We start from the raw sequence: 26,571 nt of genomic DNA on the forward strand, positions 1-26,571 counted from the left end.
ACAGGGCTCTCGATCGCGCCATGACGATCAATGCGACGGCCGTGATAAATCTTCACGACCGCCCGGCGAACACCACCCATGTTCCGTCCGGGTGCGCCACCGACCGGCAGATCGCCGGTTAGGCACAAAGCTCCATCAATCCGGGGGGATCGAGATCCGATCCGAGGCCGACAAGAGGCCCGGGTCGGCGTGGAGAAAGGCGCACGAACACATGACCTCCGCTCAGGTCGACACGGAGAAGGCTCCGGAAGAGGGCTACGAGCGCGGCCTCGGCAGCCGCCAGGTCCAGATGATCGCCATCGGCGGCGCCATCGGCGTCGGCCTCTTCCTGGGTGCCGGGGCGAACATCGCCAAGGCCGGTCCCAGCCTCATCCTCATGTACGCCCTCGCGGGCGTCATCATCTTCTTCATCATGCGGGCGCTCGGCGAGCTGCTCCTCTACCGCCCGGTCTCGGGCTCCTTCGCGGAGTACTCCCGCGAGTTCCTCGGCCCGTTCTTCGGCTATTTCACCGGCTGGACGTACTGGCTGATGTGGGTCGTCACCGGCATGGCCGAGCTGACGGCCGCCGCGATCTACGTCAACTACTGGTTCCCGTCGATCCCGCAATGGGTCACGGCCCTGGTCTTCCTGCTGGTGCTGTTCGCGGCCAACCTCATCTCGGTGAAGCTGTTCGGCGAGATCGAGTTCTGGTTCTCGATGGTCAAGGTGACCGCGCTGATCGGCATGATCGTGATCGGTCTCGGCGTCCTCACCTTCGGCTTCAGCTCCGCCGGTGACACCGCCGCGGTCTCCAACCTCTGGGCCTTCGACGGCTTCTTCCCCAAGGGCATCGGCTCCTCCCTGATGACCCTCCAGGGCGTCATGTTCGCCTACCTCGCCGTCGAGCTCGTCGGCGTCACCGCGGGCGAGTCCGAGAACCCGGAGAAGACCCTCCCCAAGGCGATCAACACCCTGCCCTGGCGGATCGCCCTGTTCTACGTCGGTGCCCTCACCGTCATCCTGTGCGTGGTCAAGTGGACCGAGTTCAGCGAGGGCGTCAGCCCCTTCGTCGCGGCCTTCGCGAAGATCGGCATCCCGGCCGGCGCGGCCATCGTCAACTTCGTCGTGCTGACCGCCGCCCTGTCGTCCTGCAACTCGGGCATGTACTCCACCGGCCGCATGCTGCGGAACCTGGCCGAGAGCGGTGAGGCCCCCGCGGTCTTCAAGAAGCTCTCCTCGACCAAGACCCCGGCCTTCGGCATCACCATCTCCGTGCTCTTCATGGGCATCGGTGTGGTCCTGAACTACATCGTCCCGGAGAAGGCCTTCGGCTACGTCGTCTCGGTCGCCACGGCCGCCGGTATCTGGACCTGGCTCATGATCCTGGTCAGCCACGTCCTGTACCGCCGCGCGGTCGACGCGGGCCGCCTGCCGGCCTCGTCCTTCCCGGCGCCGGGCGGTGCGAAGTGCAGCTGGGTCGCCATCGTGTTCCTGCTCTTCGTGACGGGCATCATCGCGTACGACGCCGACTCCCGCGTCTGCCTCTTCGTGATGGCCGGCTGGGCCGCCGCGCTCGGTGTGGGCTGGCTGGTGCTGAAGTCCCGCAACCCCGAGATCACGCAGCGGCGCGAGCCGGAGTTCGAAAAGGTCGGCTGACCCCACCCCAGCCGAGCTGTCCGGTATTTGGGCGGCCCCGTACCACTCCTCGGTACAGGGTCGCCCCTTTGCTTATCCTGGCTCGCATGCTGACCATCACCCAGGCCCTCGTCGACCAGATCGTCGCGCACGCGCGCAAGGACCACCCCGACGAGGCGTGCGGCGTCGTCGCGGGCCCGGCCGGGTCCGACCGCCCCGAGCGCTTCATCCCGATGCTGAACGCGGCCATGTCGCCCACCTTCTACGAGTTCGACTCCGGCGACCTGCTCAAGCTCTACCGCGAGCTGGACGACCGGGACGAGGAACCGGTGGTCATCTACCACTCCCACACGGCGACCGAGGCTTACCCCTCCCGCACGGACATCTCCTACGCCAACGAGCCCGGCGCCCACTACGTCCTCGTCTCCACCGCCGACACCGACGGCCTCGGCGACTTCCAGTTCCGCTCCTTCCGGATCCTGGAGGGGGAGGTCACGGAGGAGGAGGTCAAGGTCGTGGAGGCGTACTGATCCCACATCGCGGATGATTTATGTCCGCAGGGTGAGATCACACTCCAGGAGCAGGTCCGGGAATCGATACGATGAGCCCATGGTTCTTCTCGACGTGAGCGACAAGGCGCCGGGCACGCTGCTCGTTGCGCGGCTGCACGTCGACCTGTGCAGGCTGAACAGCGCCATCTGTTGACCGTCCCGCTGTAAGCCGTACGGCCGTGCAGTCGCGGCGCGCCGTCGCGCGCCCACTTCAGACCGCGCCCACCGAGACCAGACCACTTTTCCGACAGGAGCCCCTTGCCATGGCCATCGAGGTCCGCATCCCCACCATCCTCCGCCAGTACACCGACGGTCAGAAGGCGGTGGAGGGCAGCGGTGACACCCTCGCCGACCTGTTCACCGACCTGGAGACCCGGCATGCGGGAATCCACGCCCGCATCGTGGACGGCGAGCAGCTGCGCCGGTTCGTCAACGTCTACCTGAACGACGAGGACGTGCGCTTCCTCGACGGCATCAACACCAAGCTCACCGACGGCGACAACGTCACGATCCTGCCGGCCGTGGCCGGCGGCATGGTCTGATCCCGGATGCGCTACGACTCCCCGCTGGCCGCGGTGGGCAACACCCCTCTGGTGCGCCTGCCGCGGCTGTCGCCGTCAGCGGACGTCCGGATCTGGGCCAAGCTGGAGGACCGCAACCCCACCGGCTCGGTCAAGGACCGCCCGGCCCTGCACATGATCGAGCAGGCGGAGAAGGACGGCCGCCTGACGCCCGGCTGCACGATCCTCGAGCCGACCAGTGGCAACACCGGCATCTCGCTGGCCATGGCGGCCAAGCTCAAGGGCTACCGCATGGTCTGCGTGATGCCCGAGAACACCTCGCAGGAGCGCCGGGACCTGCTCGGCATGTGGGGCGCGGAGATCATCTCCTCCCCGGCCGCGGGCGGCTCCAACACCGCCGTGCGCGTCGCCAAGGAGCTGTCCGCCGAGCACCCCGACTGGGTGATGCTCTACCAGTACGGCAACCCGGACAACGCGGGCGCGCACTACGCCACCACCGGACCCGAGATCCTGGCCGACCTCCCCTCCATCACCCACTTCGTGGCGGGCCTCGGCACGACGGGCACCCTGATGGGCGTGGGCCGGTACCTGCGGGAGAACAAGCCGGACGTCAGGATCGTCGCCGCCGAGCCGCGCTACGACGACCTGGTCTACGGCCTGCGCAACCTCGACGAGGGCTTCGTCCCCGAGCTGTACGACGCCTCCGTCCTGACCACCCGCTTCTCGGTCGGCTCGGCGGACGCGGTCACCCGCACGCGGGAACTCCTCCAGCAGGAGGGCATCTTCGCGGGCGTCTCCACGGGCGCGGCCCTGCACGCCGCGATCGGCGTGGGCAACAAGGCGCTGAAGGCGGGGGAGTCCGCCGACATCGTGTTCGTCGTGGCCGACGGCGGCTGGAAGTACCTGTCGACGGGCGTCTACACGGCGGCGACGACGGAAGAGGCGATCGAGACGCTGCAGGGCCAGCTCTGGGCCTGATCAGGTAGCGAGGTGTCGGACCTGGTCCCACAGGACCGGGTCCACCACCCCCACCTTCTTGCGGAAGTCCCGCACCGGCACCTCCCGCAGCTCGTCCGTCTCCAGGAAGCTGGCCCGGCCCTGCGCGTCACTGACCGCACCCGGGGGCAGCGGGATCACCCCGGCCCGCTCGTCGTGACAGCGGCTGGTGATCTTCGCGACGCGCACCCGTCTGCCGTGCACCGCCAGCACCAGACACGGCCGGTCCTTGGCGCCCGGCCGGTCCTCGAACGGCACACTCGCCCACCAGATCTCCGTGGGCCGCGGCCGCACAGCCGCCCGCCGCCGGTCCGCCCGTCCGGCGGACCTGCGCCCCCAGCCGTCCACGAGCGCGGCGACCAGCGCCAGCAGCACCACCGCCGCGAGCGCCAGCCACCAGGACGTGTCCATACGACGACGTTACCGGCGCCCGCTCCGCCGCGCGCGCCCTCTCGCGCGCCCCACCTGCCCCGCTGCCAGCCGAACCGGTGACAGCACAGGTGAGTTCGCCCACAACAGCCCTTGGCGGAGGAGCGACCGGACGTTTTGCGCCTTACGCTCGACGCACCGCACGACCCCCGTCGCCCCCCATCCGGATTTCCCGCCAGCGGAGGTTTCTGCTTCATGAAGCTCACCGTCGTCGGCTGCTCGGGGTCGTTCCCGTCCGCGGAATCGGCCTGCTCGAGCTACCTCGTCGAGGCCGACGGCTTCCGGCTGCTCCTCGACATGGGCAACGGCGCCCTCGGCGAGCTGCAGCGCCACTGCGGTCTCTACGACCTCGACGCGATCTTCCTGAGCCATCTGCACGCCGACCACTGCATCGACATGTGCGCGTACTTCGTCGCGCGCTACTACCGGCACGACGGCGGCCGCTGCGCCCCGATCCCGGTCTACGGACCCGAGGGCACGGAGCACCGGCTGACCACGGCGTACGCCGACACCCCCTCGGCCTCCTCGATGAGCGAGGTCTTCGACTTCCACACGGTCAAGCCGTCCACCTTCGAGCTCGGCCCGTTCACGGTGCACACGGAGCGCGTGGCCCATCCGGTCGAGGCGTACGGCATCCGCGTCGAGCACGCCGGGAGGTCGCTGACGTACTCCGGCGACACCGGCGTCACCCCGGCGCTGGACGAACTGGCCCGGGACACCGATCTGTTCCTGTGCGAGGCGGCGTTCACGCACGGCAAGGAGAGCATCCCCGACCTGCACCTCAACGGCCGCGAGGCGGGTGAGACGGCGGCCCGGGCAGGCGCCCGCCGCCTGGTCCTCACCCACATCCCCCCGTGGACCGACCCCGAGGTCAACCTGGCCGACGCCCGAGCGGTCTACGACGGCCCGGCGGAACTGGCGGTGCCGAGGCGCTCGTACGACGTCTGACCCCGGCCCGCACGAAGGCCCCGGAACCTTCCCGGTTCCGGGGCCTTCGTCATGCCGTACGGGCGAGGCTCACGCCTTCGTGAGCTCCTCGACCTCCTCCTCGGGCTCGCGGCCCGGGGTGGGGAGGTTGAACTTGGCGATCGCGAAGCGGAAGAGGACGTAGTAGACCGCCGCGAAGACCAGGCCGATCGGGATGATCAGCCAGGGCTTGGTGGCCAGCGACCAGTTGAGCCCGTAGTCGATGACGCCCGCGGAGAAGGTGAAGCCCGCGTGGACGCCGAGCGCCCAGGTGATCGCCATGGACAGGGCGGTCAGCACCGCGTGGATCGCGTAGAGCACCGGCGCGATGAACATGAACGAGAACTCGATCGGCTCGGTCACACCGGTGACGAACGAGGTCAGCGCGAGCGAGATCATCATGCCCATCACGGCCTTGCGGCGCTCGGGACGGGCGGCGTGCGCGATGGCGATCGCGGCGGCCGGCAGACCGAACATCATGATCGGGAAGAAGCCCGACATGAACTGACCGGCGTCCGGGTCACCCGCGAAGAAGCGGTTCAGGTCACCGTGCACGACCTCGCCGGCCGCGTTGGTGAAGTCGCCGATCTGGAACCAGGAGACGGTGTTGACGAACTGGTGCATGCCGATCGGGATCAGCGCGCGGTTGATCAGACCGAACAGACCCGCACCCGCGGCGCCCAGGCCGGTGATCCACTCACCGACGTCCGAGATGCCCTCACCGATCGGCTCCCAGACCAGGCCGAAGAAGACGCCCATGAGGGTGCCGACGAAGGCCATGATGATCGGCACGAGACGGCGGCCGTTGAAGAACCCGAGCCAGTCCACCAGCTTGGTGCGGTGGAAGCGCTGCCACAGCACGGCGGAGAGCAGACCCATGAGGATGCCGCCGAGGACACCCGGGTTGTTGTAGGTCGCGGCTATGTCCGCGCCCGCCTGCACCTTTGCTTCGGTGACAGGGAACGCCTTGAGGACGTTGCTGTAGACGAGGAAGCCGACCAGGGCGGCCAGCGCGGTCGAGCCGTCGGCCTTCTTGGCGAAGCCGATGGCGACACCGATGCAGAACAGCAGGGGCAGGTTGTCGAAGATCGCGCCACCGGCCGTGGCGAAGACCGCCGTGACCTTGTCGGGCAGGTTCAGCTTCTCCTGAACGTCGGCCTGACCCAGCCGGAGCAGGATGCCCGCCGCCGGCAGTACGGCGATCGGGAGCTGGAGGCTGCGGCCGACCTTCTGCAGGCCCTGGAACAGGCCGGATCCCCACTTCTTCGTGGGGGCCGCCGATGCGGTGGCGGTGCTCATAGACTTCCTCCATCGGGTGGTGGTCTACACCACTCAGTGGTGTAGACCTGTTGTAGCACGATGAAGGGGGCATAAGGAACCCGCGATTCCGTGACGGGAACCGCGGGTTATGCAACCGTTGTTCGGCGGTCGCCGGGTCAGGCTTTCGTGACGTCCTCGTGTTCCTCCTCCGGCTCCCTGCCCGGGGTCTTGAGGTCGAATCTCGTGATCGCGAAACGGAAGATCGCGTAGTACACGACTGCGAACACCAGGCCGATCGGGATGATCGCCCACGGCTTGGTCGCCAGGTTCCAGTTGATGACGTAGTCGATGAGCCCGGCCGAGAAGCTGAAGCCGTCGTGCACCCCGAGCCCCCAGGTCACCGCCATCGACACACCCGTCAGCAGCGCGTGCACCACGTACAGCAGCGGCGCGACGAACAGGAACGAGTACTCGATCGGCTCGGTGATGCCGGTGACGAACGAGGTCAGCGCGACCGACAGCATCAGACCGCCGACCTCCTTGCGCCGGTGCGGCTTCGCGCAGTGCGTGATCGCCAGCGCCGCCGCAGGCAGCGCGAACATCATGATCGGGAAGAAGCCCGACAGGAACTGCCCCGCGTCCGGGTCGCCCGCCAGGAACATGTTGATGTCGCCGTGCACCTCGGTGCCGTCCGGTCTGACGTAGGTGCCGAACTGGAACCAGATGGGCACGTTCAGGAACTGGTGCAGCCCGATCACCAGCAACGCCCGGTTGGCGATCCCGAAGATGCCCGCGCCCCAGGAGCCGGCGTCGCTCAGCCAGTCGCTGAAGTTCTCCAGCGCGTCACCGATCGGCGGCCAGATCCACAGACACAGCGCCGCGAACGCGATCGCGACGAACGCCATGATGATCGGCACCAGCCGGCGGCCGTTGAAGAAGCCGAGCCAGTCCACCAGCCTCGTGCGGTGGAAGCGCTGCCAGAAGTACGCCGTCAGCAGGCCGATCACGATGCCGCCGAACACGCCGGGGTTCTGGTAGGTGAACCCCGCCGCCGTGTCCTCCGCGGGCGCCAGGCAGCCGACGTTGATGATGGCCACGGAGTCGGGCGGGCAGTCCTCGGGGAACTGGCGCAGCACGTTGTAGTAGACGAGGAACCCGGCCACCGCCGCCAGCGCCGTCGACCCGTCCGCCTTCTTCGCCATGCCGATGGCCACGCCCACGCAGAACAGCAACGGCAGTCCCAGCGAGCCGTCCAGCAGTGCGCCGCCCGCGCCCGCCATCACCTTGGAGACGTTGTCCCAGCCGAGCCCGTCGTCGCCGAACACGTCCGGCTGGCCGAGACGGTTGAGGATGCCGGCGGCCGGCAGTACGGCGATGGGGAGCTGCAGTGAGCGGCCCATCTTCTGCAGGCCCTGGAACGCCGACTGCCACCGCCGACGTGCTGGGGAGGCTTCGGTGGGAGCATTCATCAGTTGGCGACCGCCTGTCAGGTGGTGTAGACCAGTTCTCGACGATTGGGTTGCTGTGACGTCATCTTTCGGTACGTACGGCGCAATCGCTCGTAAAGTTGGGCCAACTGTGCGTGAGGAGACCGAAATGGCCAGCAAGGCTGAGAAGATCGTTGCCGGGCTCGGCGGCATCGACAACATCGAAGAGGTCGAGGGCTGCATTACCCGCCTGCGGACCGAAGTCAACGACCCCGGTCTCGTCGACGAGGCGGCCCTGAAGGCGGCCGGCGCCCACGGAGTCGTCAAGATGGGCTCCGCGATCCAGGTCGTCATCGGCACCGACGCCGACCCGATCGCCGCGGAGATCGAAGACATGATGTGAGCCCCACGGTTCACGCGAAGGGGTCTCTTCCCACCGGGGGAGGGGCCCCTTCCACATGTACGGCTACGCTCAGGGCCATGTCTCGAATCGACGGCCGCACCCCCGAACAGCTCCGCCCCGTCACCATCGAACGCGGCTGGAGCAAGCACGCCGAGGGCTCCGTCCTCGTCTCCTTCGGCGACACGAAGGTCTTCTGCACCGCCTCCGTCACCGAAGGCGTCCCGCGCTGGCGCAAGGGCAGCGGCGAGGGCTGGGTCACCGCGGAGTACTCCATGCTGCCCCGCGCCACCAACACCCGCGGCGACCGCGAGTCCGTCAAGGGCAGGATCGGCGGCCGTACGCACGAGATCAGCCGCCTCATCGGCCGCTCCCTGCGCGCGGTCATCGACTACAAGGCCCTCGGCGAGAACACCATCGTCCTCGACTGCGATGTGCTCCAGGCCGACGGCGGCACCCGTACCGCGGCCATCACCGGCGCGTACGTGGCCCTCGCCGACGCCATCTCCTGGGCCCAGGGCAAGAAGCTGATCAAGGCCGGTCGGCAGCCGCTGACCGGCACGGTCTCCGCCGTGTCCGTCGGCATCGTCGGCGGGGTCCCGCTGCTGGACCTCTGCTACGAGGAGGACGTGAAGGCCGACACCGACATGAACGTGGTCTGCACCGGCGACGGCCGCTTCGTCGAGGTCCAGGGCACCGCCGAGGCCGAGCCGTTCGCCCGCGAGGAGCTCAACGCCCTGCTCGACCTCGCCGTCGCGGGCTGCACGGAACTGGCCGCCGTCCAGCGCGCGGCACTTGATACCGTCCTCGAAAAGTAAAGGGCGCACCAAGAGGCGAGGGCGGCGGGGGCAACCAGGCCGACCCCTCTGGCGTCAGTAGGGGTACGGGCGTACGACACACCGTCGTACGCCCGGCCAGTACGGGGGGCCTGCCCCGAGGCAGGGCCTGGAGCACGGGAGGGACACCAGCATGGGCGCGAGCCGACGCCGTCGGAGCCGTATCGCCATCGTCGCCGCGGTGGCAGCCGTAGGCCTGACCACCGGCCTGACCACCGGCTGCGACGCCGTCAGCAAGGCACTGGACTGCGTCCAGACCGCCGAGGCCGTCGCCGACAGCGTGACCGACCTCCAGCAGGCCGTGGAGAACGCCGCGAACGACCCGACGCAGATCGACGAGTCCCTCGACTCCATCGACCAGAACCTCGACGAGGTCGGCGACAAGACCGACAACGCCGACGTCGACAAGGCCGTCGACGACCTCGCCGCCGCGGTCGACAACGTCCGTACGGCGATCAAGAACGGTGACGAGACCCCGGACCTCAGCCCCGTCACCGACGCGGCCGGCGAACTGACCAAGGTCTGCACGCCGTAATACTGGGGGCATGACCCGCCTGATCCTCGCCACACGCAACGCCGGAAAGATCACCGAGCTGAAGGCCATCCTCGCCGACGCAGGTCTGCCCCATGACCTCGTCGGCGCGGAGGCCTACCCGGACATCCCCGACGTCAAGGAAACCGGAGTGACGTTCGCCGAGAACGCCCTCCTCAAGGCCCATGCCCTGGCCCAGGCCACGGGACTGCCCGCCGTGGCCGACGACTCGGGCCTGTGCGTGGACGTCCTGAACGGCGCCCCCGGCATCTTCTCGGCCCGCTGGGCAGGCCGCCACGGCGACGACCAGGCCAACCTGAACCTGCTCCTGGCCCAGCTCTCGGACATCGCCGACGAACACCGCGCCGCCCACTTCGCCTGCGCGGCGGCCCTGGCACTGCCGGACGGCACGGAACGCGTGGTCGAGGGCCAGTTGCGGGGCCTGCTCCGCCGAACCCCATCGGGCACCAACGGCTTCGGCTACGACCCGATCCTCCAGCCGGAGGGCGACACCCGCACGTGCGCGGAGCTGACCCCGGCCGAGAAGAACGCGATCAGCCACCGGGGGAAGGCGTTCCGGGCGTTGGTGCCCGTCGTGCGGGAGCTGTTGGGTTGAGATACGGCAGAGGGGCCGCCCGCTTCGGACGGCCCCTCTGCACACGTGCGGTCGGTGGGACTCGAACCCACACGGGATTTCTCCCACGGGCACCTAAAGCCCGCGCGTATCGCCTATTTCGCCACGACCGCCCCAAACCGGACATCACGCCTTTCCGGTGGCGACCAGTGTACGGGGCGAGCCTGCTGAGCGACGACGGGCGCCCTCACCTTCTGACGGCACCATGTGTCCGTCAGTGCATGACAGTTGGGGCACAGATGCCGCGGATTCTCCCGGCGGTTGTCGCGCAGCCGATCTCGGCGAGGGCTCGGTGAAGCTGGAGCCGAGTTGCCGCGCGCCGCACGCGTCGGTGATTGGTGTCGTTGACCTCCAGGGCAGCCCGCGCATCACGTCGGCGCTGGGTGTCGACGTGCTGGTCGCGCAGCATGCGGCTCAGCGTCGCGCGCGAGCGGCTCGCGGAGCGAGGCGGACGAAGCGGCTGCCTCGGCGATGGCGGCGTCAGGGTACTCGCGCCATGGGCTGCGCTGGGCGAAGTGGCTCGTGTCGAGCCCGTACGCGACGACCTTCTCCTGGAGCACACGTCGTTGCCCGCCGCTCGGCCGGAGCTCAAGCCGTCGCATGAGGTCTGTCCAGTTGCGGGCCTCGGCGTCCCCCTCCGTTCTCGGCCACCCGTTCGTGGCCTCGTACGGAGTAGCGAACCGATTATCGGACCGTCACGGACGGAATGCGGAACGGCTCGTACCGGGTGATCTCGGTACGAGCCGTTGGGGGGAGTGAGGGCCGGTCAGATGCCCAGATCCTTGATGATCTTGGCTACGTGGCCCGTCGCTCGGACGTTGTACAGGGCCCGTTCGACCTTGCCGTTCTCGTCCACGACGATCGTGGAGCGGATGACGCCCATGTAGGTCTTGCCGTAGTTCTTCTTCTCGCCGTAGGCGGCGTAGGCCTCGGTGACCGTCTTCTCCGGGTCGGCCAGGAGCTTGACCCGCAGGGACTCCTTGTCCCGGAACTTCGCCAGCTTCTCGGGGCTGTCCGGGGAGATGCCGATCACGTCGTAGCCCGCGCCGGCCAGGAGGTCCAGGTTGTCGGTGAAGTCGCAGGCCTGCTTGGTGCAGCCGGGGGTCAGGGCCGCCGGGTAGAAGTAGACGATCACCTTTCGGCCCTTGTGGTCCGACAGGGAGACCGGCTTGCCGTCGGCGTCCGGGAGGGTGAAGGCGGGGGCCACGTCCCCGGGCTGGAGTCGCTCGCTCATCTCGCTAGCGTAACCGGGGGTCCTGACAGTGCGGCGGCGCGGAGAGCTGACAGACTGTCCGGAACAGTATCAGCGGACTTCGGAGGCCGAACGGTGGCGGAAACGTCGGACACCAGAACCCCGGCGCAGATCGAGGCGGACATCAGGACCCGCCGCGAGCTGCTGGCCGAGACGCTCGACGAGATCGGGGTTCGGGTCCACCCGAAGACCATCGTCGGGGACGCGAAGGCCAAGGTCGTCTCCAACATCGACCACACGCTCGGACGCGCCTACGTCCAGGCCAACCGGGTGGTCAGTGATGTCAAGGCGCAGTTCGTCGACGAGGACGGCGCGCCCCGGCTGGAGCGCGTCGTGCCGGTCGCGCTGCTCGTCGTCGGCGTCGTCGGCCTCTTCGCCGTCGGCACCCGGCGTCGCAGGCGCTGACCCGGCGGCGTACGGACGCGGCGAAGGCAGGTAGGTTCGAGGCGTGAGCGCCAACAGAAACGACACCCCCCATGACGACAAGCTGCCCATCCGCATGCTGCACGACCGTGTCCTCGTGCGGCAGGACACGAGCGAGGGCGAGCGGCGTTCCGGTGGCGGGATCCTGATTCCGGCCACCGCGGCGGTCGGCCGCCGGCTGGCCTGGGCCGAGGTCGTCGCGGTGGGGCAGAACGTACGGACGGTGGAGCCCGGTGACCGGGTCCTGTTCGACCCGGAGGACCGCGCCGAGGTGGAGGTGCGCGGGATCGCCTATGTGCTGATGCGCGAGCGCGATCTGCACGCCGTGGCCGCCGACCGGTTCGAGGGCTCCGAGGACTCGACCGGCCTGTACCTGTAGAAGCACGGCGGAAAGGGGCTGGTGACCGTTGTCACCAGCCCCTTTCGTCGTTCCTTTGCTAGCTTGGAGGAGACCCCGACGAGACGCGCCGTACCGGGTGAAGGAAAAGACGACGCACCGCCGTTCGCTTTTCGTCTCTCGGAGGTGCTCCCCATGGCCTGGGTTCTGCTCGTCGTCGCCGGTCTGCTCGAGGTCGGCTGGTCGATCGGGATGAAGTACACCGACGGTTTCACCCGTCTGGTGCCCAGCCTGTTCACCGGCGCCGGAATCGTCGCCAGCATGCTGCTGCTGTCGTACGCCGCCCGTTCCCTGCCCATCGGCACCGCCTACGGCGTGTGGGTCGGTATCGGCGCGGCCGGTGCGGCGGTGGTCGGCATGGTGGCGCTGGGTGAGCCGGCGACCGCCGCCCGGATCTTCTTCGTCTGCCTGCTGCTGGTCGCCGTGGTGGGGCTCAAGGCGACCAGCGGGCACTGATCACGGACTCACTCCCGGCGGGTCCACGACAGTGGGCCCACCGTCGTGCCGTCCCCCGTCGTGCCCTCCGTCGTCCCGCCGCCCGTGCTGGTGTCACCGGTGGTCCCGCCGTCCGCCGTACCGCCGGTGGCCGTGTCGCCGCCGGTCGTGGAGCCGTCGGTGGTGCCCCCCTCGGTGCCGCCGGTCGTCGTACCGCCGTCCGTGCCGCCGGTCGTGGTGGAGCCGTCCGTGGTGGTGCCGCCCGTCTGGCCCTGGGTCTGGCCCTCGGGACCGCCCGGGGTCTGACCGCCGGTGTCCTCGCCGCCGGTGGGCGTACCGCCGTCGTCCGGCTCCTCGGTGCCGGGGTCCGCGGACGGATCGGCGGGCGGCGCCTGGATGACGTCGGCGCCCTCCTGGAGTTCGAGGTCGAAGTCGGTGACCGGCTCGCCCTTCAGGGCGTCCTCGGTGAACTGCGCCCAGATCTCCGCTGGCGCCCCGCCGCCGTTGATCCGCGGCAGGCCCATCACGCCGTACAGCGACTTGTGCTCGGCCGTGACCGGGTCCTGGCCCATCACGGCGACGACGGTGGCGAGGTCGGGGGTGTAGCCCGCGAACCAGGCGGCCTGGTCCTTCTCCGCTGTGCCCGTCTTGCCGGCCGCCGGACGGCCCGCGGCCTGCGCGGCGGTGGCGGTGCCGTTCTCGACCACGCTCTGCAGGACGGAGGTCGTGGTGTCGGCGGCCGCCCGGCTGACGACCTGGGAGGTCTTGCGCTTGGGCAGGTCGATGACGTCCTGGCCGTCCTTGGTGATCCGCTCGATCATCGTGTACGTGCCGTGCTTGCCGTGGTTCGCGAGCGTCGCGTACGCCTCCGCCATGTCCAGCACGCTGGCCGTGGCGACGCCGAGCGAGATCGACGGGTACGGCTCCAGGTCCGGGGTGCCGGCGGGCAGGCCCAGGTCGATCGCGGTCTGCTCGATCTTCTCGGGGCCGACGTCCACCGCCATCTGCGCGTACACCGAGTTCACCGACTTGTCGGTGGCCTGGCGGACGGTGATGTCGCCGTAGTCGACGTAGTCCTCGTTCTCCGGGGCGTAGGTCTCGCCGGTCCAGCCCTGCACCGGGCGCTCGTTGGTGCCGTCGTAGATCGTGTTGGGGGTGATCGGGCGGCCGTCCTGGGTGGTGGAGTCGTTCTCGACGGCCGAGGTGAAGACGAACGGCTTGAAGGTGGAGCCGACCTGGAAGTCGCGGCGCGCGGCGTTGGGCGTGTACTGCTTCACGTAGTCGATGCCGTTGTACATCGCCACGACCTTGCCGGTCTTGGGGTCGATGGCGGCGCCGCCCGCGCGGACGTAGGAGTCGACCTTGCGGGCCTTCGGGTCGAGCTGATCCATCAGCTTGTCGTTGACGGCGTCGACGAAGGCGTCCTGCTTGTCCTTCTGCAGCGTGGTGGTGATGCGGTAACCGCCCGCCTCCAGCTGCTCCTTGTCCACGATCTTGTTCGCGACGAGGTAGTCCTTGACGATCTGGACGACGTAACCGCGCTGCCCGGACAGGTTGGTGGAGACGGTCTGCTCCTTCGGCATCGGGAACTTCAGGCCCGCCCGCTTGGACTGGCTCAGCCAGCCCTCCTTGACCATGCCGTCCAGCACGTAGTTCCAACGGGCCTGCGCCGCGGCCTTGTTCTCCGGGTGGGCGACGACGTCGTACTCGCTGGGCGCGTTGAGCAGGGCGGCGAGGTAGGCGCCCTGGGCGGCGCTGAGGTCGGTGGCGTCGATGCCGTAGTAGGCCTGGGCCGCGGCCTGGATGCCGTACGCGTTGCGGCCGAAGTAGCTGGTGTTGAGGTAGCCCTCGAGGATCTGGTCCTTGGACTCCGTGCGGTCCAGCTTGATCGAGATGAAGAACTCCTTCACCTTGCGCGTGACCGTCTGCTCCTGCGCGAGGTAGTAGTTCTTCACGTACTGCTGGGTGATCGTGGAGCCGGACTGCTTGCCCTTGCCGGTGGCGGTGTTCCAGCCGGCGCGCAGCATCGCCTTGGGGTCGATGGCGGACTCGCTGTAGAAGTCGCGGTCCTCGGCGGCCAGTACGGCGTACCGGGCGGGCTTGGAGATCTGCGCGAGGGTGACGTTCTCCCGGTTGACCTCGCCGTCGCGGGCGAGCTGGCTGCCGTCGGCGTACAGGAAGACATTGCTCTGCTTGGTCGCGAGCGCGTTGGCCGGCGGGATCTTGACCATCGAGTAGCCGAGGAAGAACAGCCCGACCAGGAGCAGCACGCCGACCACGAAGGTGCCGAGCACCATCCGCCAGGTAGGGATCAGCCGGCGCCAGCCGGTGCGCCTCGGCCGCTTGGGCTTCTCGGTCGGCTGTGCCTGCGGCTGCGGCTCGTCGCTCATCTAGTGCCAGGACTCCTGTTTCGCGTCGTACGTTCCCGTACGACCTCGTACGCGTTCTGCGCCCCCTGTTGAAGACTCTCGCACCATGCGTTCCGTTCCCGGATCACGGCACGCATCGGCAACGGAAAATGCGTGGCGTGCGTCACCACCTGCGTACTAGGCTCCGGCGCTTCGGTGTCCGGCTGGCCGGGGAGGGTGGTGGCGGTGGGCTCCGCACGGTTGTACGCGGCCGTCGCGGCGGGGGGATTCCGACGGTACGCGACCTATCGGGCGGCGACCGCCGCCGGAGTGTTCACCAACACCGTTTTCGGTGTGATTCTCGTCTACACCTACCTCGCGCTGTGGGACGAGAGACCACACCTCGGGGGGTACGACCAGACACAGGCCGTCACCTACGCGTGGCTCGGTCAGGCCCTGTTCTCGACGCTCGCGATCCAGGGCGGCGGCGCCGAGAGGGACCTGATGGCCCGCATCCGCACCGGGGAGATCGCGGTCGATCTGTACCGCCCCGCCGACCTCCAACTGTGGTGGCTGGCGAGCGACTTGGGCCGGTCGGTGTTCCAGCTGCTGGGCCGCGGGGTGATCCCCTTCGCGTTCGGCGCGCTGTTCTTCCCGATGGCGCTGCCGACGGAGACGGCGGTCTGGTTCTCCTTCCTGGTCGCGATCGGGCTGGCGATGGTGGTCAGCTTCGGGATCCGCTACCTCGCCGCGCTGACGATGTTCTGGCTGATGGACGACCGGGGCATCAGCCAGACCCTGATGATCACGGGCGTCTTCTGCTCCGGCATGACCCTTCCGCTGAACGCCTTCCCCGACCCGCTCGGGGACATCGTCCAGACGCTGCCGTGGGCGGCGCAGCTCCAGATGCCGGCGGACGTGCTGATGGGGGAGGTCTCGCCCTGGGACGCGTACGCCTTCCAGGCGGCCTGGGCGGTGGTGCTGCTGGCGGCCGGGCGGCTCCTGCAGACGGTGGCGACACGGCGGGTGGTGGTCCAGGGTGGCTGATCCTTTCGCGGGCTCCGGGCCGACCGGGGACTCGCGGCTGACCGGGGGCTCGCGGCTGACCGGGGGCTCCGGGCCGTCTGAGGGCCACTCGCCGTTCGCGGGCTCCCGGCTGACCGAGGGCGTGCGGGCGTACGGGCTGATCGCCGGGATGTGGATCAGGGCGTCGATGACCTACCGCACGTCCTTCGTGCTCACGGTGATCGGCAATCTGCTGATCACCGCGATGGACTTCGTCGCGATCCTGCTGATGTTCTCGCAGGTCGACTCGCTCGGCGGCTGGACCCTGCCCGAGGTCGCCCTGTTGTACGGGCTGTGCGGCACCGCTTTCGGCCTCGCCGACCTGCTGCTCGGCTCGGTGGAGGGGCTCGGCGCCCGGATCCGCGACGGCTCCTTCGACACGCTGCTGGTACGGCCCGCGCCGGTGCTTGCCCAGGTGGGCGCCGACCGCTTCCCGCTGCGCCGCCTGGGCCGGGTCGCCCAGAGCACGGCGGTGCTGGGCTGGGCACTGTTCGCGGTGGACGTCGACTGGACGGTGGCGAAGGTGCTGCTGGTGCCGGTGATGGTGGCGAGCGGCGCGGTGATCTTCGGCTCGGTGTTCGTGGCGGGGTCGGCCTTCCAGTTCGTGGCGCAGGACGCGGCCGAGGTGCAGAACGCGTTCACCTACGGCGGCGGCACGCTGCTGCAGTATCCGCCGACCGTGTTCGGGACGGAGCTGCTGCGCGGGGTGACCTTCGTGCTGCCGCTCGCCTTCGTCAACTGGGTACCGGCGGCCTATGTGTTGGGGCGGCCCTATCCGCTGGACCTGCCGGAGTGGGCCGCCTTCGCGCCGCCGGTGGTCGCGGCGGGGTTCTGCGGCCTCGCGGGGCTCGCCTGGCGGGCGGGGCTGCGGTCGTATCGGAGTACGGGGAGCTGAGGAGCGAGGTGTTCATCGAACTGGACGGCGTCGAGAAGGTCTTCGACGTGCGCAGGAAGACGGGGTTCCTGAAGCGGGAGCGGCGGCGGGTGCGGGCGGTCGACTCGATCTCCTTCACGGTGGCGCGGGGCGAGATGGTCGGCTACATCGGTCCGAACGGCGCCGGCAAGTCGACGACGATCAAGATGCTGACCGGGATTCTGACGCCGAGCGGAGGGCGGCTGCGGGTCGCGGGGATCGATCCCTCGCGGGAGCGCAAGCGCCTCGCGCACCGGATCGGCGTGGTCTTCGGCCAGCGCACCACGCTGTGGTGGGACCTGCCGCTCATCGACTCCTACCGGCTGGCGCACCGCATGTACCGGATCCCGGCGGCCCGTTACCGGGAGAACCTGGACCGGTGTGTGCAGTTGCTGCAGCTGGAGGGCCTGTTGGAGGTCCCGGTACGGCAACTCTCCCTGGGCCAGCGGATGCGCGGGGACATCGCGGCGGCGCTGCTGCACGACCCGGAGGTGCTGTACCTGGACGAGCCGACGATCGGCCTGGACGTGATCTCGAAGGCCAAGGTCCGTGAGTTCCTGCGGGAGTTGAACACCGACCGGGGGACGACGGTGCTGCTGACCACGCACGACCTCCAGGACATCGAGCAGCTCTGCTCCCGGGTGATGGTCATCGACCACGGGCGGATGGTCTACGACGGCCCGCTCACCGGCCTGCACGAGGCGGGCGGCGGCGAGCGCACCCTGGTGGTGGACCTGGAACGGGAGCTGCCGCCGATCGAGGCGGGCCCGTCGGCGAGGGTGGTGAAGGTGGAGGGGCCGAGGCAGTGGCTGGCGTTCCCGGCGGGGGAGTCGGCGGCGGGCCTCGTGGCCAGGATCGCGGCGGAGTACCCCCTGGTCGACCTCTCGGTCCGCGAGCCGGACATCGAGGCGGTGATCGCGCGGATGTACGCGGACAGGGCGAGGGCGTAGTGCGGAGGTGTTCTGAGGGGGCGGTGGACCGCGCGGGCAGGAAAACGGCGTGGTGCGGGGGCCGTGGACCGCACGGGCAAGGCGACGGCGCAGCAGGGCCGTCGACGACCCGGCGCGGACGCGGCGACCGCATAGTGCCGGGCCTCTGGAACTCGTAGGCTGAACGCATGACCGAAGAACTCCCTGAGCTTCGAGCATCCGACGCCGACCGTGAGCGGGTCGCCGACATCCTGCGGGAAGCCCTCGCCGAGGGGCGGCTCGACATGGAGGAGTTCGGGGAACGGCTGGACGCGGCCTACCAGGCCCGGACGTACGGGGAGCTGACCCCGCTCACCCGCGACCTGCCGGTGGCGGGCTCCGTGAACCTGGTCAAGGGCCCTGAGGGGAACGGCGCTTGGGCGAGCCGCATCACGGGCGGCGAGGGCTCCTCCACGCTAGGGATCGCGGTGATGTCCGGCTTCGAGCGCAAGGGCCGCTGGACCGCCCCGCGCCGCTTCAACTGCTTCGCCTTCTGGGGCGGCGGGGAGATCGACCTGCGCGAGGCGAACTTCGCGGACCGCGAGATCGTGATCAACTGCGTGGCGATCATGGGCGGCCTGAACGTGATCGTGCCGCCCGGCGTCGAGGTGGCGACCCGCGGGATCGGCATCATGGGCGGCTTCGACCAGTCCGAGGACGGCGTCCCCGGCGACCCCGACGCCCCCCGCGTGATCATCACCGGCTTCGCCTTCTGGGGCGGCGTGGGCGTGGAACGCAAGGTCACCAAGGCGGAACGCCAACGACTCCGCGAGGAACGCCGCCAGGAGAAACTGCAGCGCAAGGCGTCGCGCCATGCGCTGCACGAGCGGCGGGGGGACGAGGAGGACTGACGGGGCCGGTCGGCCGGTCACAGCTCTGCCGGCGCCGAGCCCTTCAGGGTCTTCAGGTCGAAGGACTCCGCCATCTGCTCGTAGCCCCGGTCGCTGGGGTGCAGGTGGTCGCCCGAGTCGTAGTCGGCGCGAAGTTTGCGGGGGTTGTACGGGTCCCGCAGGGCCTCGTCGAAGTCGGCGACGCCGTCGAAGACCCCGCCGGAGCGGATCTCCGCGTTGATCCGCTGGCGCACCGCCTCGCGTTCCGCCGTATAGCCGCGGTGTCCCTGGAACGGCATCAGCGTCGCGCCGATCACCTTCAGGCCCCGCGCGTGCGCCTGGCGGACCATGACGCGCAGGCCCTCCAGGATGCGCTCCGGGTCCGCCACCTGCGGGTTGCGGAGGATGTCGTTGACGCCCAGGGCGATGACCACGACCTTGACGTTCGTGCGGTTCAGGACGTCCCGGCCGAAGCGGTCCAGGCCGCTCGGGTTGTCCGCCGGCCGCCCGAGCCCTCCGACCAGGATCTGGTTGCCGCTGATCCCCTGGTTCACCACGCTGTAGCGCGGCAGCCTCTCCCCGGCCGCGACCGCCGTGCGCAGCCGCTGCGACAGCACGTCCGTCCAGCGGCGGTTGGCCCCCGACGTGGAGGTGATCCCGTCGGTCAGCGAGTCGCCCAGGACGACCACCGTGCCGTCCGAGTCCTTGCTCAGCACGTCCAGCGCCGTCAGATAGCGCCAGTACCCCACCTCCTCCGTGAACGCCGCCCCGGTCACGTCCTCGGTGCGGTCGCCCTGGGCGACGTAGGAGGCCTGACGGGCGTGCGGGTGGTAGGTGACCGGGCCGGAGCGGGTCGGGGAGTACGTCGTGACCAGCACGTCCGCGTTCGCCGGGACGCCGACGCGGACCGCGTCGCTCATGACCTGCCCGCCGGGCGGGATCACGACCGTCGTGTTGCCCCCGAAGGTCAGCCGGCGCATCGTTTGCGTCACGGCCGCCGCGGTGTCGCTGCCCGCCGCCACGGCGATCGAGGTGTGCGTGATCGTCAGCGGGGACGTGCCGTAGAGATTGGAAAGCGTGATGCGGGCACTCGTACCACCGACGCTGGTGTGGACGACGTTGCGGACCGAGCGTCCCGCCAGCCCTTCCGTCTCGGTGCCCGGCTCGGCGGCGGCCGGCGAGGTCGACCAGGTGCCGACCCAGGTGCCGGTGGAGACCGGTGCGGCGGGGTTGCGCGGGGTGTTCCCGCTGGCCAGGGTGGACTCCTGGCCGCTGCCGTCGTCGGCGGCGACTCCTACGTAGATCGCCGCGGACAGGCCCACGATCAGGGCGACGATGGCGGAAAGCAGGGCATAACCGTGACGCCTGGTCATGCGGTGCGTGTCTCCTCGGGCAATGGGAGCCCGAGGCTCCGATGTGATCACCTCATGATGCGTCATGAGGCAGGGAGGGCCTGAACAGACCCCCCATTGGGCCGTGGAGTTCCCCATGGTGCTCCCCCCACCGGACAGACGCCGGGAACTCTCGTTTCGTTCCAGGAGTCGGTCAGGAAGGGACAATATGTACGGGGAGTGTGAACGGGTGGAGCGGATGGAACGATCGAAAACAGGCGAAACGGAAGAGGCGGACGTAGGGCAGCATGCCCGGCGGGGCACTCCGGCGAACCCTGCCGGGGCCCGGTCCAACCCTGCCGGAGCACCACTGGATCCCGCCGGAGGGACGGGCACCGGAGGGCTGGGCAAGGGCGTCCCCGCCTCCGCCGTCCGCGCGATGACCACCTTCAGCGCCGCCGACGAGGAAAAACAGCGCGGCGTACGCCGGATGAAGCTCACCGCGACCGGCCTGCTGCTCTTCGTGGCGCTGATCTACGTCCTCGCCAAGTGGGCGTCGAACGAGGGCGCCGGCGCCTGGGCCGGCTATGTCGCGGCGGCGGCCGAGGCCGGCATGGTCGGCGCGCTGGCCGACTGGTTCGCCGTCACCGCCCTCTTCCGCCACCCCCTAGGCATCCCCATCCCGCACACCGCGATCATCCCGACCAAGAAGGACCAGCTGGGCGTCTCCCTGGGCGAGTTCGTCGGCGAGAACTTCCTCTCCGAGGCCGTCGTACGGCAGCGGCTGCGCACCGTCGGCATCGGCAGCCGGCTCGGCGCCTGGCTCGCCGACCCCGAGCACGCCGACCGGGTCACCGCCGAGCTGTCGGCCGCGCTGCGCGGCGCGCTGACCGTGCTGCGGGACCAGGACGTGCAGGCGGTCGTCGGCGAGGCGATCACCCGGCGGGCCGACGCACAGGAGATCGGGCCCGGCATCGGCAAGATGCTGGAGAAGGTGGTGGCCGACGGCGGCCACAAGCGGGTCGTCGACCTCGTCGTCTCCCGGGCGCACGACTGGCTGGTCCTGCACGACGAGCAGGTCATGGACGCCGTCCAGGGCGGCGCGCCCGGCTGGACCCCGCGCTTCGTGGACAAGCGGGTCGGTGAGCGCGTCTACAAGGAACTGCTGCGCTTCGTCACCGAGATGCGCGACATGCCCTCCCACCCGGCCCGTGGCGCCCTCGACCGCTTCCTCACCGACTTCGCCTCCGACCTCCAGTCCGACACCGACACCCGGGCGCGCGTCGAGCGGCTCAAGGGCGAGGTGCTCGGCCGCGGCGAGGTCCAGGACCTGATCGCCTCCGCCTGGACCGCCGTACGCTCCATGATCGTCTCGGCGGCCGAGGACGAGCGCAGCGAGCTGCGGTTGCGGCTGCGGGCCTCGCTGCTGTCGCTGGGCGCGCGGATGGCCGTGGAGCCCAAGCTCCAGAGCAAGGTCGACAGCTGGGTGGAGGGCGCGGCGGTGTACGTCGTCACGACCTACCGCAAGGAGATCACCTCCCTGATCACGGACACCGTGGCGGGCTGGGACGCCGAGCACACGACCCGGAAGATCGAGGCGCACATCGGCCGAGACCTGCAGTTCATCCGGATCAACGGCACGGTCGTCGGCTCGCTGGCCGGACTGCTGATCTACACGGTGTCGCGGGCGCTCGGGGCGTAGGCCCTGAAGGGTGTCGCGGGCGCTCGGGGCGTGAGCCTTGAAGGGTGTCGCGGGCGCTCGGGGCGTAACCCCTGCTGGGCGGGGCACACGGGACGGGGTCCGCTCGTCCGGAGGGAGCCGTGCCCATGACAGCAGCAGCGTCCGAGCCGGTGCCGGGATCCACCGGTACCGTCACCACCGCCGTACCGGCCCGCCTGGACCGGCTGCCGTGGTCGCGCTGGCACTGGATGATCGTGATCGGCCTGGGCACCGTCTGGATCCTGGACGGCCTCGAAGTCACCATCGTCGGCAATGTCGCCGGCCGCCTCGCCGAGGAGGGCAGCGGCCTCGACATCACCTCCGCCCAGGTCACGGGCCTCGCCGCCGCGCTGTACGTGGCCGGCGCCTGCGTCGGCGCCCTCTTCTTCGGCCGTCTCACCGACCGCTACGGCCGCAAGAAGCTGTTCATGGTGACGCTCGCCGTGTACCTGGCGGCGACCGCGATGACCGCCCTGTCCTTCGAGTCCTGGTGGTTCTTCCTCTTCCGGTTCCTCACCGGCTTCGGCATCGGCGGCGAGTACGCGGCCATCAACTCGGCGATCGACGAGCTGATCCCCTCCCTCTACCGGGGCCGCGTCGACCTGATCATCAACGGCAGCTACTGGCTCGGCGCGGTCGGCGGCGCCCTGCTGTCCATCGTGATGCTGGACACCGCGATCTTCCCCAAGGACCTCGGCTGGCGGCTGAGCTTCGCCCTCGGTGTCGTCCTCGGCCTGGTCATCCTGCTCGTACGCCGCCATGTCCCGGAGAGTCCACGCTGGCAGTTCATCCACGGCCGGGGCGAGGACGCCGAGGAACTGGTGACGCAGGTCGAGCGCGAGATCGAGCGGGAGAAGGGCGAGCCGCTGCCGCCCCCGAGCGGCGAGATCACCATCCAGCAGCGCAAGAGCATCGGCTTCGGCCTGATCGCCCGCACGGTCTTCGGGCAGTACCCGCGCCGCGCCACCCTCGGCCTCTCCCTCTTCATCGGCCAGGCGTTCCTCTACAACGCCATCACCTTCGGCTTCGGCGCAATCCTGACGACCTTCTACGACGTCCCGCCCGGCCGCACCGGCTACTACTTCGCCGTCATCGCCGCCGGGAACTTCCTCGGCCCGCTGCTGCTCGGCAAGCTCTTCGACACGGTCGGCCGCCGCGTCATGATCAGCTCGACCTATCTGCTCTCCGGCGTGCTGCTGTTCGGCACGGCCTGGCTCTTCGACCGCGGCTCGCTGAGCGCGTCGACCCTGACGGCCTGCTGGTGCGCGGTGCTCTTCTTCGCCTCGGCCGGCGCCTCCAGCGCGTACCTGACCGTCTCCGAGGTCTTCCCGATGGAGACCCGGGCGATGGCCATCGCCTTCTTCTACGCCCTCGGCACCGCCGCCGGTGGCATCAGCGGCCCGCTGATCTTCGCGGACCTCACGGAGTCGGGCGTCGTCGGGGACACCGTGCTCGCCTTCCAGATCGGCGCCGGGCTGATGTGCGCGGCGGGCCTGGTTGCGGCGTTCCTCGCGGTGCGCGCGGAACGGCGGTCGCTGGAGGACATCGCGACGCCGCTGTCGGCGGTGGGCGCCAAGGCCTCGCACAAGGTGGCATGAGCGGGCCCCAACTCCCGGGTGACTCAGGTCACATGCGACCGTGTCACACGCGTGCGGGCCGTCCCGTCATAGGGGTGCAAGCACCTACGACGGCCAAGGAGCCCGCCATGGAAGCCCGCCTCAACCTCTTCGAGAACCCCGTCCTCGCCAAGGTCTTCCGGCACATCAACTCCGCCGGCAAGGCGGTGTCGGACTCGGCGGTGCCGGACGCCACCCTGGAGCTGGTGAAGATCCGCGCCAGCCAGATCAACGGCTGCGGTTTCTGCACCGACATGCACACCAAGGATGCCGCCGCGGCCGGGGAGACCCCGCAGCGCCTCCACCTGGTCGCCGCCTGGCGCGAGGCCAAGGTCTTCACCGAGGCGGAGCGCGCCGCGCTGGAACTGACCGAGGAGGGCACCCGCATCGCCGACGCGGCGGGCGGCGTGCCGGACGCGGTCTGGGAGAACGCCGCCAAGCACTACGACGAGGAGCAGTTGGCGGCGCTGGTCGCCATGATCGCGCTGATCAACACGTACAACCGGTTCAACGTCATGGTCCAGCAGCCCGCGGGGGACTACCAGCCCGGCATGTTCGGCTGAGTCACTCCGCCGCCCGACCGGCCGCCCCGCCCTGCCCCGGACCCGGTCCCGGCGGCGGGGTGGGACGGGCCTCCCGCGTGAACGCCGCTGTCGTCGTGGGGTCAGCACGGGGAGGAGACGCGGGGAAGGGTGGGGACAACAGAAACCGCACCCGGTAACGGGACATGGGAAACGGAAGGGCCGTAGATGACCGTCCGCAGGATCGTCCCCAACATCGAGGTCGGCTCACCGGAGGCGCTGAACACGAACCGCGCCTTCTACGGCCTGCTCGGCTTCGAGGAGGTCATGAACATGGGCTGGGTGGCGACCCTGGCCTCACCGGCCAACCCCACGGCCCAGATCAGCTTCTTCACCGAGGAACGCACCGGCCCGGTCGTCCCCGACCTCAGCGTGGAGGTCGAGGACGTGGACACCGTGTACGCCCAGGTCCTGGCCACGGGCGCGGAGATCGTACGGGAGCTGCGGGACGAGGAGTGGGGCGTACGCCGCTTCTTCGTCCGCGATCCGAACGGGCGGGTGGTGAATGTGCTGACGCACGTGCGCTGAGCCCTGGGTGCTGGGCGCTGAGCCCTGGGCTCGGTGCCGGCGTCAGGCGTCAGCGCCCGGCGTCAGGCGTTGCGGTCGGCCACGGCCCAGGAGGCGAGCGCCACGGCGCCGGCGACGCCGAACACGGCCGGCCAGGCGCCGACCTTCTTGGCCAGCGGGTGCGAGCCGGCGAAGGCGGCGACGTAGGCGGCCGTCAGCGCGCCCGCGGCCGGTCCGCCCGCCCGCTGCCGCCACTGCTGCGCCGCGGCCGCCCCGGCGGCGGCCAGCACGGCCCCGCCCAGCGGACGCTTCTTCGTCCACCGGGCCACGCCGTACCCGCCGACGAGCCCGCCCGCTGCGATGACCGAGCTGGGAATCTTCGCCATGTCTGCCTGCCTCCTGGTTGCCTGCCTGATCGGCCTAGGTGCCTGATGGGCTTGCCTGCCTGATCGGCTTGCGTGCCTGATGGGAAGAGGCTAATCGTCGGGCTCGACGATCACTCAAGCCCCGGAGAGAAGCGGAGAGCACCGGCGTGACCCTGTTGCACCAGCACTTCACCACCCCCGACGGCACGCGCATCGCGTACCGCGACCATGGCCCGCACGACGCCCCGGCGGCGATCCTGCTCCTGCACGGCCTCGCGGGCCACCAGGGGGAGTGGGACGACCTGACGACCCGCCTGCGCTCCGAGGGCCACCGCGTGGTGACGTACGACGCCCGCGGCCACGGCGCGAGCACGCGCCGCCCGCCGACGGTGACCAGGGAGGCGTGCACAGGGGACGCGGAGGCCCTGACCGACCACCTGTCACTGGACTCCGTGACCGTGATCGGCCAGTCCCTGGGCGGCCATACGGCGATGCTGCTGGCGGCGGCCCGCCCGGACCTGGTGTCGGCGCTGGTGCTGATCGAGGCGGGCCCGGAACGTACCCCCGAGGACACGCCTGCGCAGATAGGCAGGTGGCTGGACAGCTGGCCGAAGCCGTTCGAGTCCTTGGAGTCGGCCACGGACTTCCTGGGCCACGAGGCATGGGCGAGGGGCCTGGAGGAACGGGCGGACGGCTGGTGGCCGAGGGTGGACCGGGACGTGATGGTGGCGATGATCACGGACCTGACGAGGAGGGACTACTGGCAGGAGTGGCGCGGTATGACGACCCCCACGCTGCTGCTCCGGGGCGAGCACGGCTGGATGCCGGAGGAGGAGGCCCGGAAGATGACGGCGACGCGTCCGACGACGGTTCTGCGCACGATCCCGGCCGCCGCCCACGACGTACACCTGGACCAGCCGGAGCGAGTGCATGCGGAGGTGCGGCAATTCCTGGCCGAGCACCTCGGGAGGGCCGCCGGAGAGACACGGTGACCTCGTCTTTTGCACCCTGCGACGGTGGCGGCGGGCCGGAGGGTGCAGGATGGGGGGTATGACGACCAAGGTCTATTTCGACATCACCATCAACGACAAGCCCGAGGGGCGCATCACCTTCAACCTCTTCGACGACGTCGTCCCGAAGACGGCTGAGAACTTCCGTGCCCTGGCCACGGGCGAGAAGGGCTTCGGCTACGCCGGCTCCTCCTTCCACCGTGTCATCCCGGAGTTCATGCTCCAGGGCGGCGACTTCACCGCGGGCAACGGCACGGGCGGCAAGAGCATCTACGGCGAGAAGTTCGCCGACGAGAACTTCCAGCTCAAGCACGACCGCCCGGGCCTGCTCTCCATGGCCAACGCGGGCCCGAACACCAACGGCTCCCAGTTCTTCATCACGACGATCGTGACGCCCTGGCTGAACGGCAAGCACGTCGTCTTCGGCGAGGTCGCGGACGAGTCGAGCATGGCGCTCGTCAAGAAGATCGAGTCCCTGGGCTCCCAGAGCGGCACCACGTCGGCCAAGATCACGATCTCGGAGTCGGGCCAGCTCTGACGCTTGGCGGATGGCCGGGGTGCGAGTCTGTGGCACCCCGGCCACCGCGGGGGCTGTACGGACCATCGCACGGCCGCCCAGGCTTGTCGCAGATGCTGCTTCGAC

Annotated in this window: 30 protein-coding genes, 1 tRNA gene and 1 riboswitch; of the genes, 23 read left to right on the forward strand and 8 right to left on the reverse strand. The window is 69.6% G+C overall.

From position 1 onward, the window contains the following. The first annotated feature begins 211 nt into the window (after positions 1–211). The 5 genes from AC068Z_RS21160 (at position 212) to AC068Z_RS21180 (ending at position 3,665) form a co-directional block, all read left to right on the forward strand. A complete protein-coding gene (locus tag AC068Z_RS21160; protein ID WP_478557510.1) occupies positions 212–1,636 on the forward strand; it encodes an amino acid permease in 1,425 nt (474 codons plus the stop codon). A gap of 86 nt (positions 1,637–1,722) precedes the next feature. Then, a complete protein-coding gene (locus tag AC068Z_RS21165) occupies positions 1,723–2,145 on the forward strand; it encodes a M67 family metallopeptidase (RefSeq protein ID WP_478557513.1) in 423 nt (140 codons plus the stop codon). A gap of 79 nt (positions 2,146–2,224) precedes the next feature. Then, complete coding sequence (locus AC068Z_RS21170; RefSeq protein ID WP_019065921.1) at positions 2,225–2,320, forward strand: putative leader peptide; 96 nt, start codon at positions 2,225–2,227, stop codon at positions 2,318–2,320. A 109-nt stretch (positions 2,321–2,429) separates the two neighbouring features. After that, complete coding sequence (locus AC068Z_RS21175; protein WP_186287545.1) at positions 2,430–2,708, forward strand: MoaD/ThiS family protein; 279 nt, start codon at positions 2,430–2,432, stop codon at positions 2,706–2,708. 6 nt (positions 2,709–2,714) lie between these two features. Continuing rightward, positions 2,715–3,665 carry a PLP-dependent cysteine synthase family protein gene (locus AC068Z_RS21180; protein ID WP_478557518.1) on the forward strand — a complete coding sequence of 317 codons (951 nt, stop codon included), beginning with the start codon at positions 2,715–2,717 and terminating at the stop codon, positions 3,663–3,665. Here AC068Z_RS21180 and AC068Z_RS21185 read toward each other — a convergent pair whose 3' ends face one another. Next, entirely contained in the window at positions 3,666–4,094 is a 429-nt protein-coding gene (locus AC068Z_RS21185; RefSeq protein ID WP_478557521.1) for a type II toxin-antitoxin system PemK/MazF family toxin, read from the reverse strand. A gap of 213 nt (positions 4,095–4,307) precedes the next feature. Between AC068Z_RS21185 and AC068Z_RS21190 the strand changes: the two genes are divergently transcribed. Continuing rightward, on the forward strand, positions 4,308–5,060 hold the full coding sequence (locus AC068Z_RS21190) for an MBL fold metallo-hydrolase (protein ID WP_478557524.1): 753 nt from the start codon (positions 4,308–4,310) through the stop codon (positions 5,058–5,060). A gap of 69 nt (positions 5,061–5,129) precedes the next feature. Here the strand turns inward: AC068Z_RS21190 and AC068Z_RS21195 are convergent, their stop codons facing one another. Both AC068Z_RS21195 and AC068Z_RS21200 read right to left on the reverse strand, forming a co-directional pair. Beyond that, positions 5,130–6,377: a PTS transporter subunit EIIC gene (locus AC068Z_RS21195; RefSeq protein WP_478557527.1), complete on the reverse strand. Its 1,248-nt coding sequence runs from the start codon at positions 6,375–6,377 to the stop codon at positions 5,130–5,132. A 137-nt stretch (positions 6,378–6,514) separates the two neighbouring features. Continuing rightward, on the reverse strand, positions 6,515–7,807 hold the full coding sequence (locus AC068Z_RS21200; protein ID WP_478557530.1) for a PTS transporter subunit EIIC: 1,293 nt from the start codon (positions 7,805–7,807) through the stop codon (positions 6,515–6,517). A gap of 127 nt (positions 7,808–7,934) precedes the next feature. Here AC068Z_RS21200 and AC068Z_RS21205 point away from each other — a divergent pair, with 127 nt between their 5' ends. The 4 genes from AC068Z_RS21205 (at position 7,935) to rdgB (ending at position 10,149) form a co-directional block, all read left to right on the forward strand. Continuing rightward, positions 7,935–8,168 carry a PTS sugar transporter subunit IIB gene (locus tag AC068Z_RS21205; protein ID WP_478557533.1) on the forward strand — a complete coding sequence of 78 codons (234 nt, stop codon included), beginning with the start codon at positions 7,935–7,937 and terminating at the stop codon, positions 8,166–8,168. A 77-nt stretch (positions 8,169–8,245) separates the two neighbouring features. Then, the gene (gene rph / locus AC068Z_RS21210; protein WP_478557536.1) at positions 8,246–8,983 is read left to right on the forward strand and encodes a ribonuclease PH; all 738 of its coding nucleotides are present in this window, start codon (positions 8,246–8,248) and stop codon (positions 8,981–8,983) included. 151 nt (positions 8,984–9,134) lie between these two features. Then, positions 9,135–9,536 (forward strand): hypothetical protein, encoded by a 402-nt coding sequence (locus tag AC068Z_RS21215; RefSeq protein WP_478557539.1) that lies wholly within the window; start codon positions 9,135–9,137, stop codon positions 9,534–9,536. Positions 9,537–9,546: 10 nt separating this feature from the next. Continuing rightward, entirely contained in the window at positions 9,547–10,149 is a 603-nt protein-coding gene (gene rdgB / locus AC068Z_RS21220) for an RdgB/HAM1 family non-canonical purine NTP pyrophosphatase (RefSeq protein ID WP_478557542.1), read from the forward strand. 46 nt (positions 10,150–10,195) lie between these two features. Here the strand turns inward: rdgB and AC068Z_RS21225 are convergent. Both AC068Z_RS21225 and bcp read right to left on the reverse strand, forming a co-directional pair. Then, positions 10,196–10,280 (reverse strand) — tRNA-Leu (locus AC068Z_RS21225). A 653-nt stretch (positions 10,281–10,933) separates the two neighbouring features. Next, entirely contained in the window at positions 10,934–11,401 is a 468-nt protein-coding gene (gene bcp, locus AC068Z_RS21230; protein WP_478557545.1) for a thioredoxin-dependent thiol peroxidase, read from the reverse strand. A 93-nt stretch (positions 11,402–11,494) separates the two neighbouring features. On the opposite strand from bcp, the gene AC068Z_RS21235 reads away from it, so the two are divergent. The 3 genes from AC068Z_RS21235 (at position 11,495) to AC068Z_RS21245 (ending at position 12,695) form a co-directional block, all read left to right on the forward strand. Then, positions 11,495–11,824, forward strand: a complete 330-nt coding sequence (locus tag AC068Z_RS21235) for a DUF3618 domain-containing protein (protein WP_478557548.1) — start codon at positions 11,495–11,497, stop codon at positions 11,822–11,824. 43 nt (positions 11,825–11,867) lie between these two features. Further along, on the forward strand, positions 11,868–12,221 hold the full coding sequence (locus AC068Z_RS21240; RefSeq protein WP_250076311.1) for a GroES family chaperonin: 354 nt from the start codon (positions 11,868–11,870) through the stop codon (positions 12,219–12,221). A gap of 57 nt (positions 12,222–12,278) precedes the next feature. Continuing rightward, positions 12,279–12,340: riboswitch (guanidine-III (ykkC-III) riboswitch) on the forward strand. Between the two features lie 34 nt (positions 12,341–12,374). Next, positions 12,375–12,695: a DMT family transporter gene (locus tag AC068Z_RS21245; RefSeq protein WP_315888350.1), complete on the forward strand. Its 321-nt coding sequence runs from the start codon at positions 12,375–12,377 to the stop codon at positions 12,693–12,695. 8 nt (positions 12,696–12,703) lie between these two features. Here the strand turns inward: AC068Z_RS21245 and AC068Z_RS21250 are convergent, their stop codons facing one another. Beyond that, entirely contained in the window at positions 12,704–15,064 is a 2,361-nt protein-coding gene (locus AC068Z_RS21250) for a transglycosylase domain-containing protein (protein ID WP_478557555.1), read from the reverse strand. A gap of 204 nt (positions 15,065–15,268) precedes the next feature. Here AC068Z_RS21250 and AC068Z_RS21255 point away from each other — a divergent pair, with 204 nt between their 5' ends. From AC068Z_RS21255 to AC068Z_RS21270, 4 genes are all read left to right on the forward strand, one after another. Beyond that, positions 15,269–16,069: an ABC transporter permease gene (locus tag AC068Z_RS21255; protein ID WP_478557558.1), complete on the forward strand. Its 801-nt coding sequence runs from the start codon at positions 15,269–15,271 to the stop codon at positions 16,067–16,069. 148 nt (positions 16,070–16,217) lie between these two features. After that, entirely contained in the window at positions 16,218–16,982 is a 765-nt protein-coding gene (locus AC068Z_RS21260; protein ID WP_478558598.1) for an ABC transporter permease, read from the forward strand. 8 nt (positions 16,983–16,990) lie between these two features. Then, positions 16,991–17,950, forward strand: coding sequence for an ABC transporter ATP-binding protein (locus tag AC068Z_RS21265; RefSeq protein WP_478557561.1), 960 nt, complete (start codon positions 16,991–16,993; stop codon positions 17,948–17,950). Positions 17,951–18,117: 167 nt separating this feature from the next. Continuing rightward, positions 18,118–18,819, forward strand: a complete 702-nt coding sequence (locus AC068Z_RS21270) for a DUF1707 SHOCT-like domain-containing protein (RefSeq protein WP_478557564.1) — start codon at positions 18,118–18,120, stop codon at positions 18,817–18,819. A gap of 17 nt (positions 18,820–18,836) precedes the next feature. On the opposite strand, the gene AC068Z_RS21275 is transcribed toward AC068Z_RS21270, so the two are convergent. Next, positions 18,837–20,171: an SGNH/GDSL hydrolase family protein gene (locus AC068Z_RS21275; protein ID WP_478557567.1), complete on the reverse strand. Its 1,335-nt coding sequence runs from the start codon at positions 20,169–20,171 to the stop codon at positions 18,837–18,839. Positions 20,172–20,358: 187 nt separating this feature from the next. Between AC068Z_RS21275 and AC068Z_RS21280 the strand changes: the two genes are divergently transcribed. From AC068Z_RS21280 to AC068Z_RS21295, 4 genes are all read left to right on the forward strand, one after another. Further along, positions 20,359–21,831, forward strand: coding sequence for a DUF445 domain-containing protein (locus tag AC068Z_RS21280; RefSeq protein WP_478557570.1), 1,473 nt, complete (start codon positions 20,359–20,361; stop codon positions 21,829–21,831). A 125-nt stretch (positions 21,832–21,956) separates the two neighbouring features. Further along, positions 21,957–23,447, forward strand: coding sequence for an MFS transporter (locus tag AC068Z_RS21285; protein ID WP_478557573.1), 1,491 nt, complete (start codon positions 21,957–21,959; stop codon positions 23,445–23,447). A 107-nt stretch (positions 23,448–23,554) separates the two neighbouring features. Further along, the gene (locus tag AC068Z_RS21290; RefSeq protein ID WP_478557576.1) at positions 23,555–24,028 is read left to right on the forward strand and encodes a carboxymuconolactone decarboxylase family protein; all 474 of its coding nucleotides are present in this window, start codon (positions 23,555–23,557) and stop codon (positions 24,026–24,028) included. A 186-nt stretch (positions 24,029–24,214) separates the two neighbouring features. Beyond that, on the forward strand, positions 24,215–24,574 hold the full coding sequence (locus tag AC068Z_RS21295; RefSeq protein WP_478557579.1) for a VOC family protein: 360 nt from the start codon (positions 24,215–24,217) through the stop codon (positions 24,572–24,574). Positions 24,575–24,636: 62 nt separating this feature from the next. Here AC068Z_RS21295 and AC068Z_RS21300 read toward each other — a convergent pair whose 3' ends face one another. After that, entirely contained in the window at positions 24,637–24,939 is a 303-nt protein-coding gene (locus tag AC068Z_RS21300; protein WP_478557582.1) for a hypothetical protein, read from the reverse strand. A gap of 146 nt (positions 24,940–25,085) precedes the next feature. Here AC068Z_RS21300 and AC068Z_RS21305 point away from each other — a divergent pair, with 146 nt between their 5' ends. Further along, on the forward strand, positions 25,086–25,910 hold the full coding sequence (locus AC068Z_RS21305) for an alpha/beta fold hydrolase (RefSeq protein ID WP_478557585.1): 825 nt from the start codon (positions 25,086–25,088) through the stop codon (positions 25,908–25,910). Positions 25,911–25,968: 58 nt separating this feature from the next. Next, positions 25,969–26,466 carry a peptidylprolyl isomerase gene (locus AC068Z_RS21310; RefSeq protein WP_478557588.1) on the forward strand — a complete coding sequence of 166 codons (498 nt, stop codon included), beginning with the start codon at positions 25,969–25,971 and terminating at the stop codon, positions 26,464–26,466. Positions 26,467–26,571: the final 105 nt, after the last annotated feature.

Source organism: Streptomyces sp. NPDC043726, assembly GCF_056436565.1.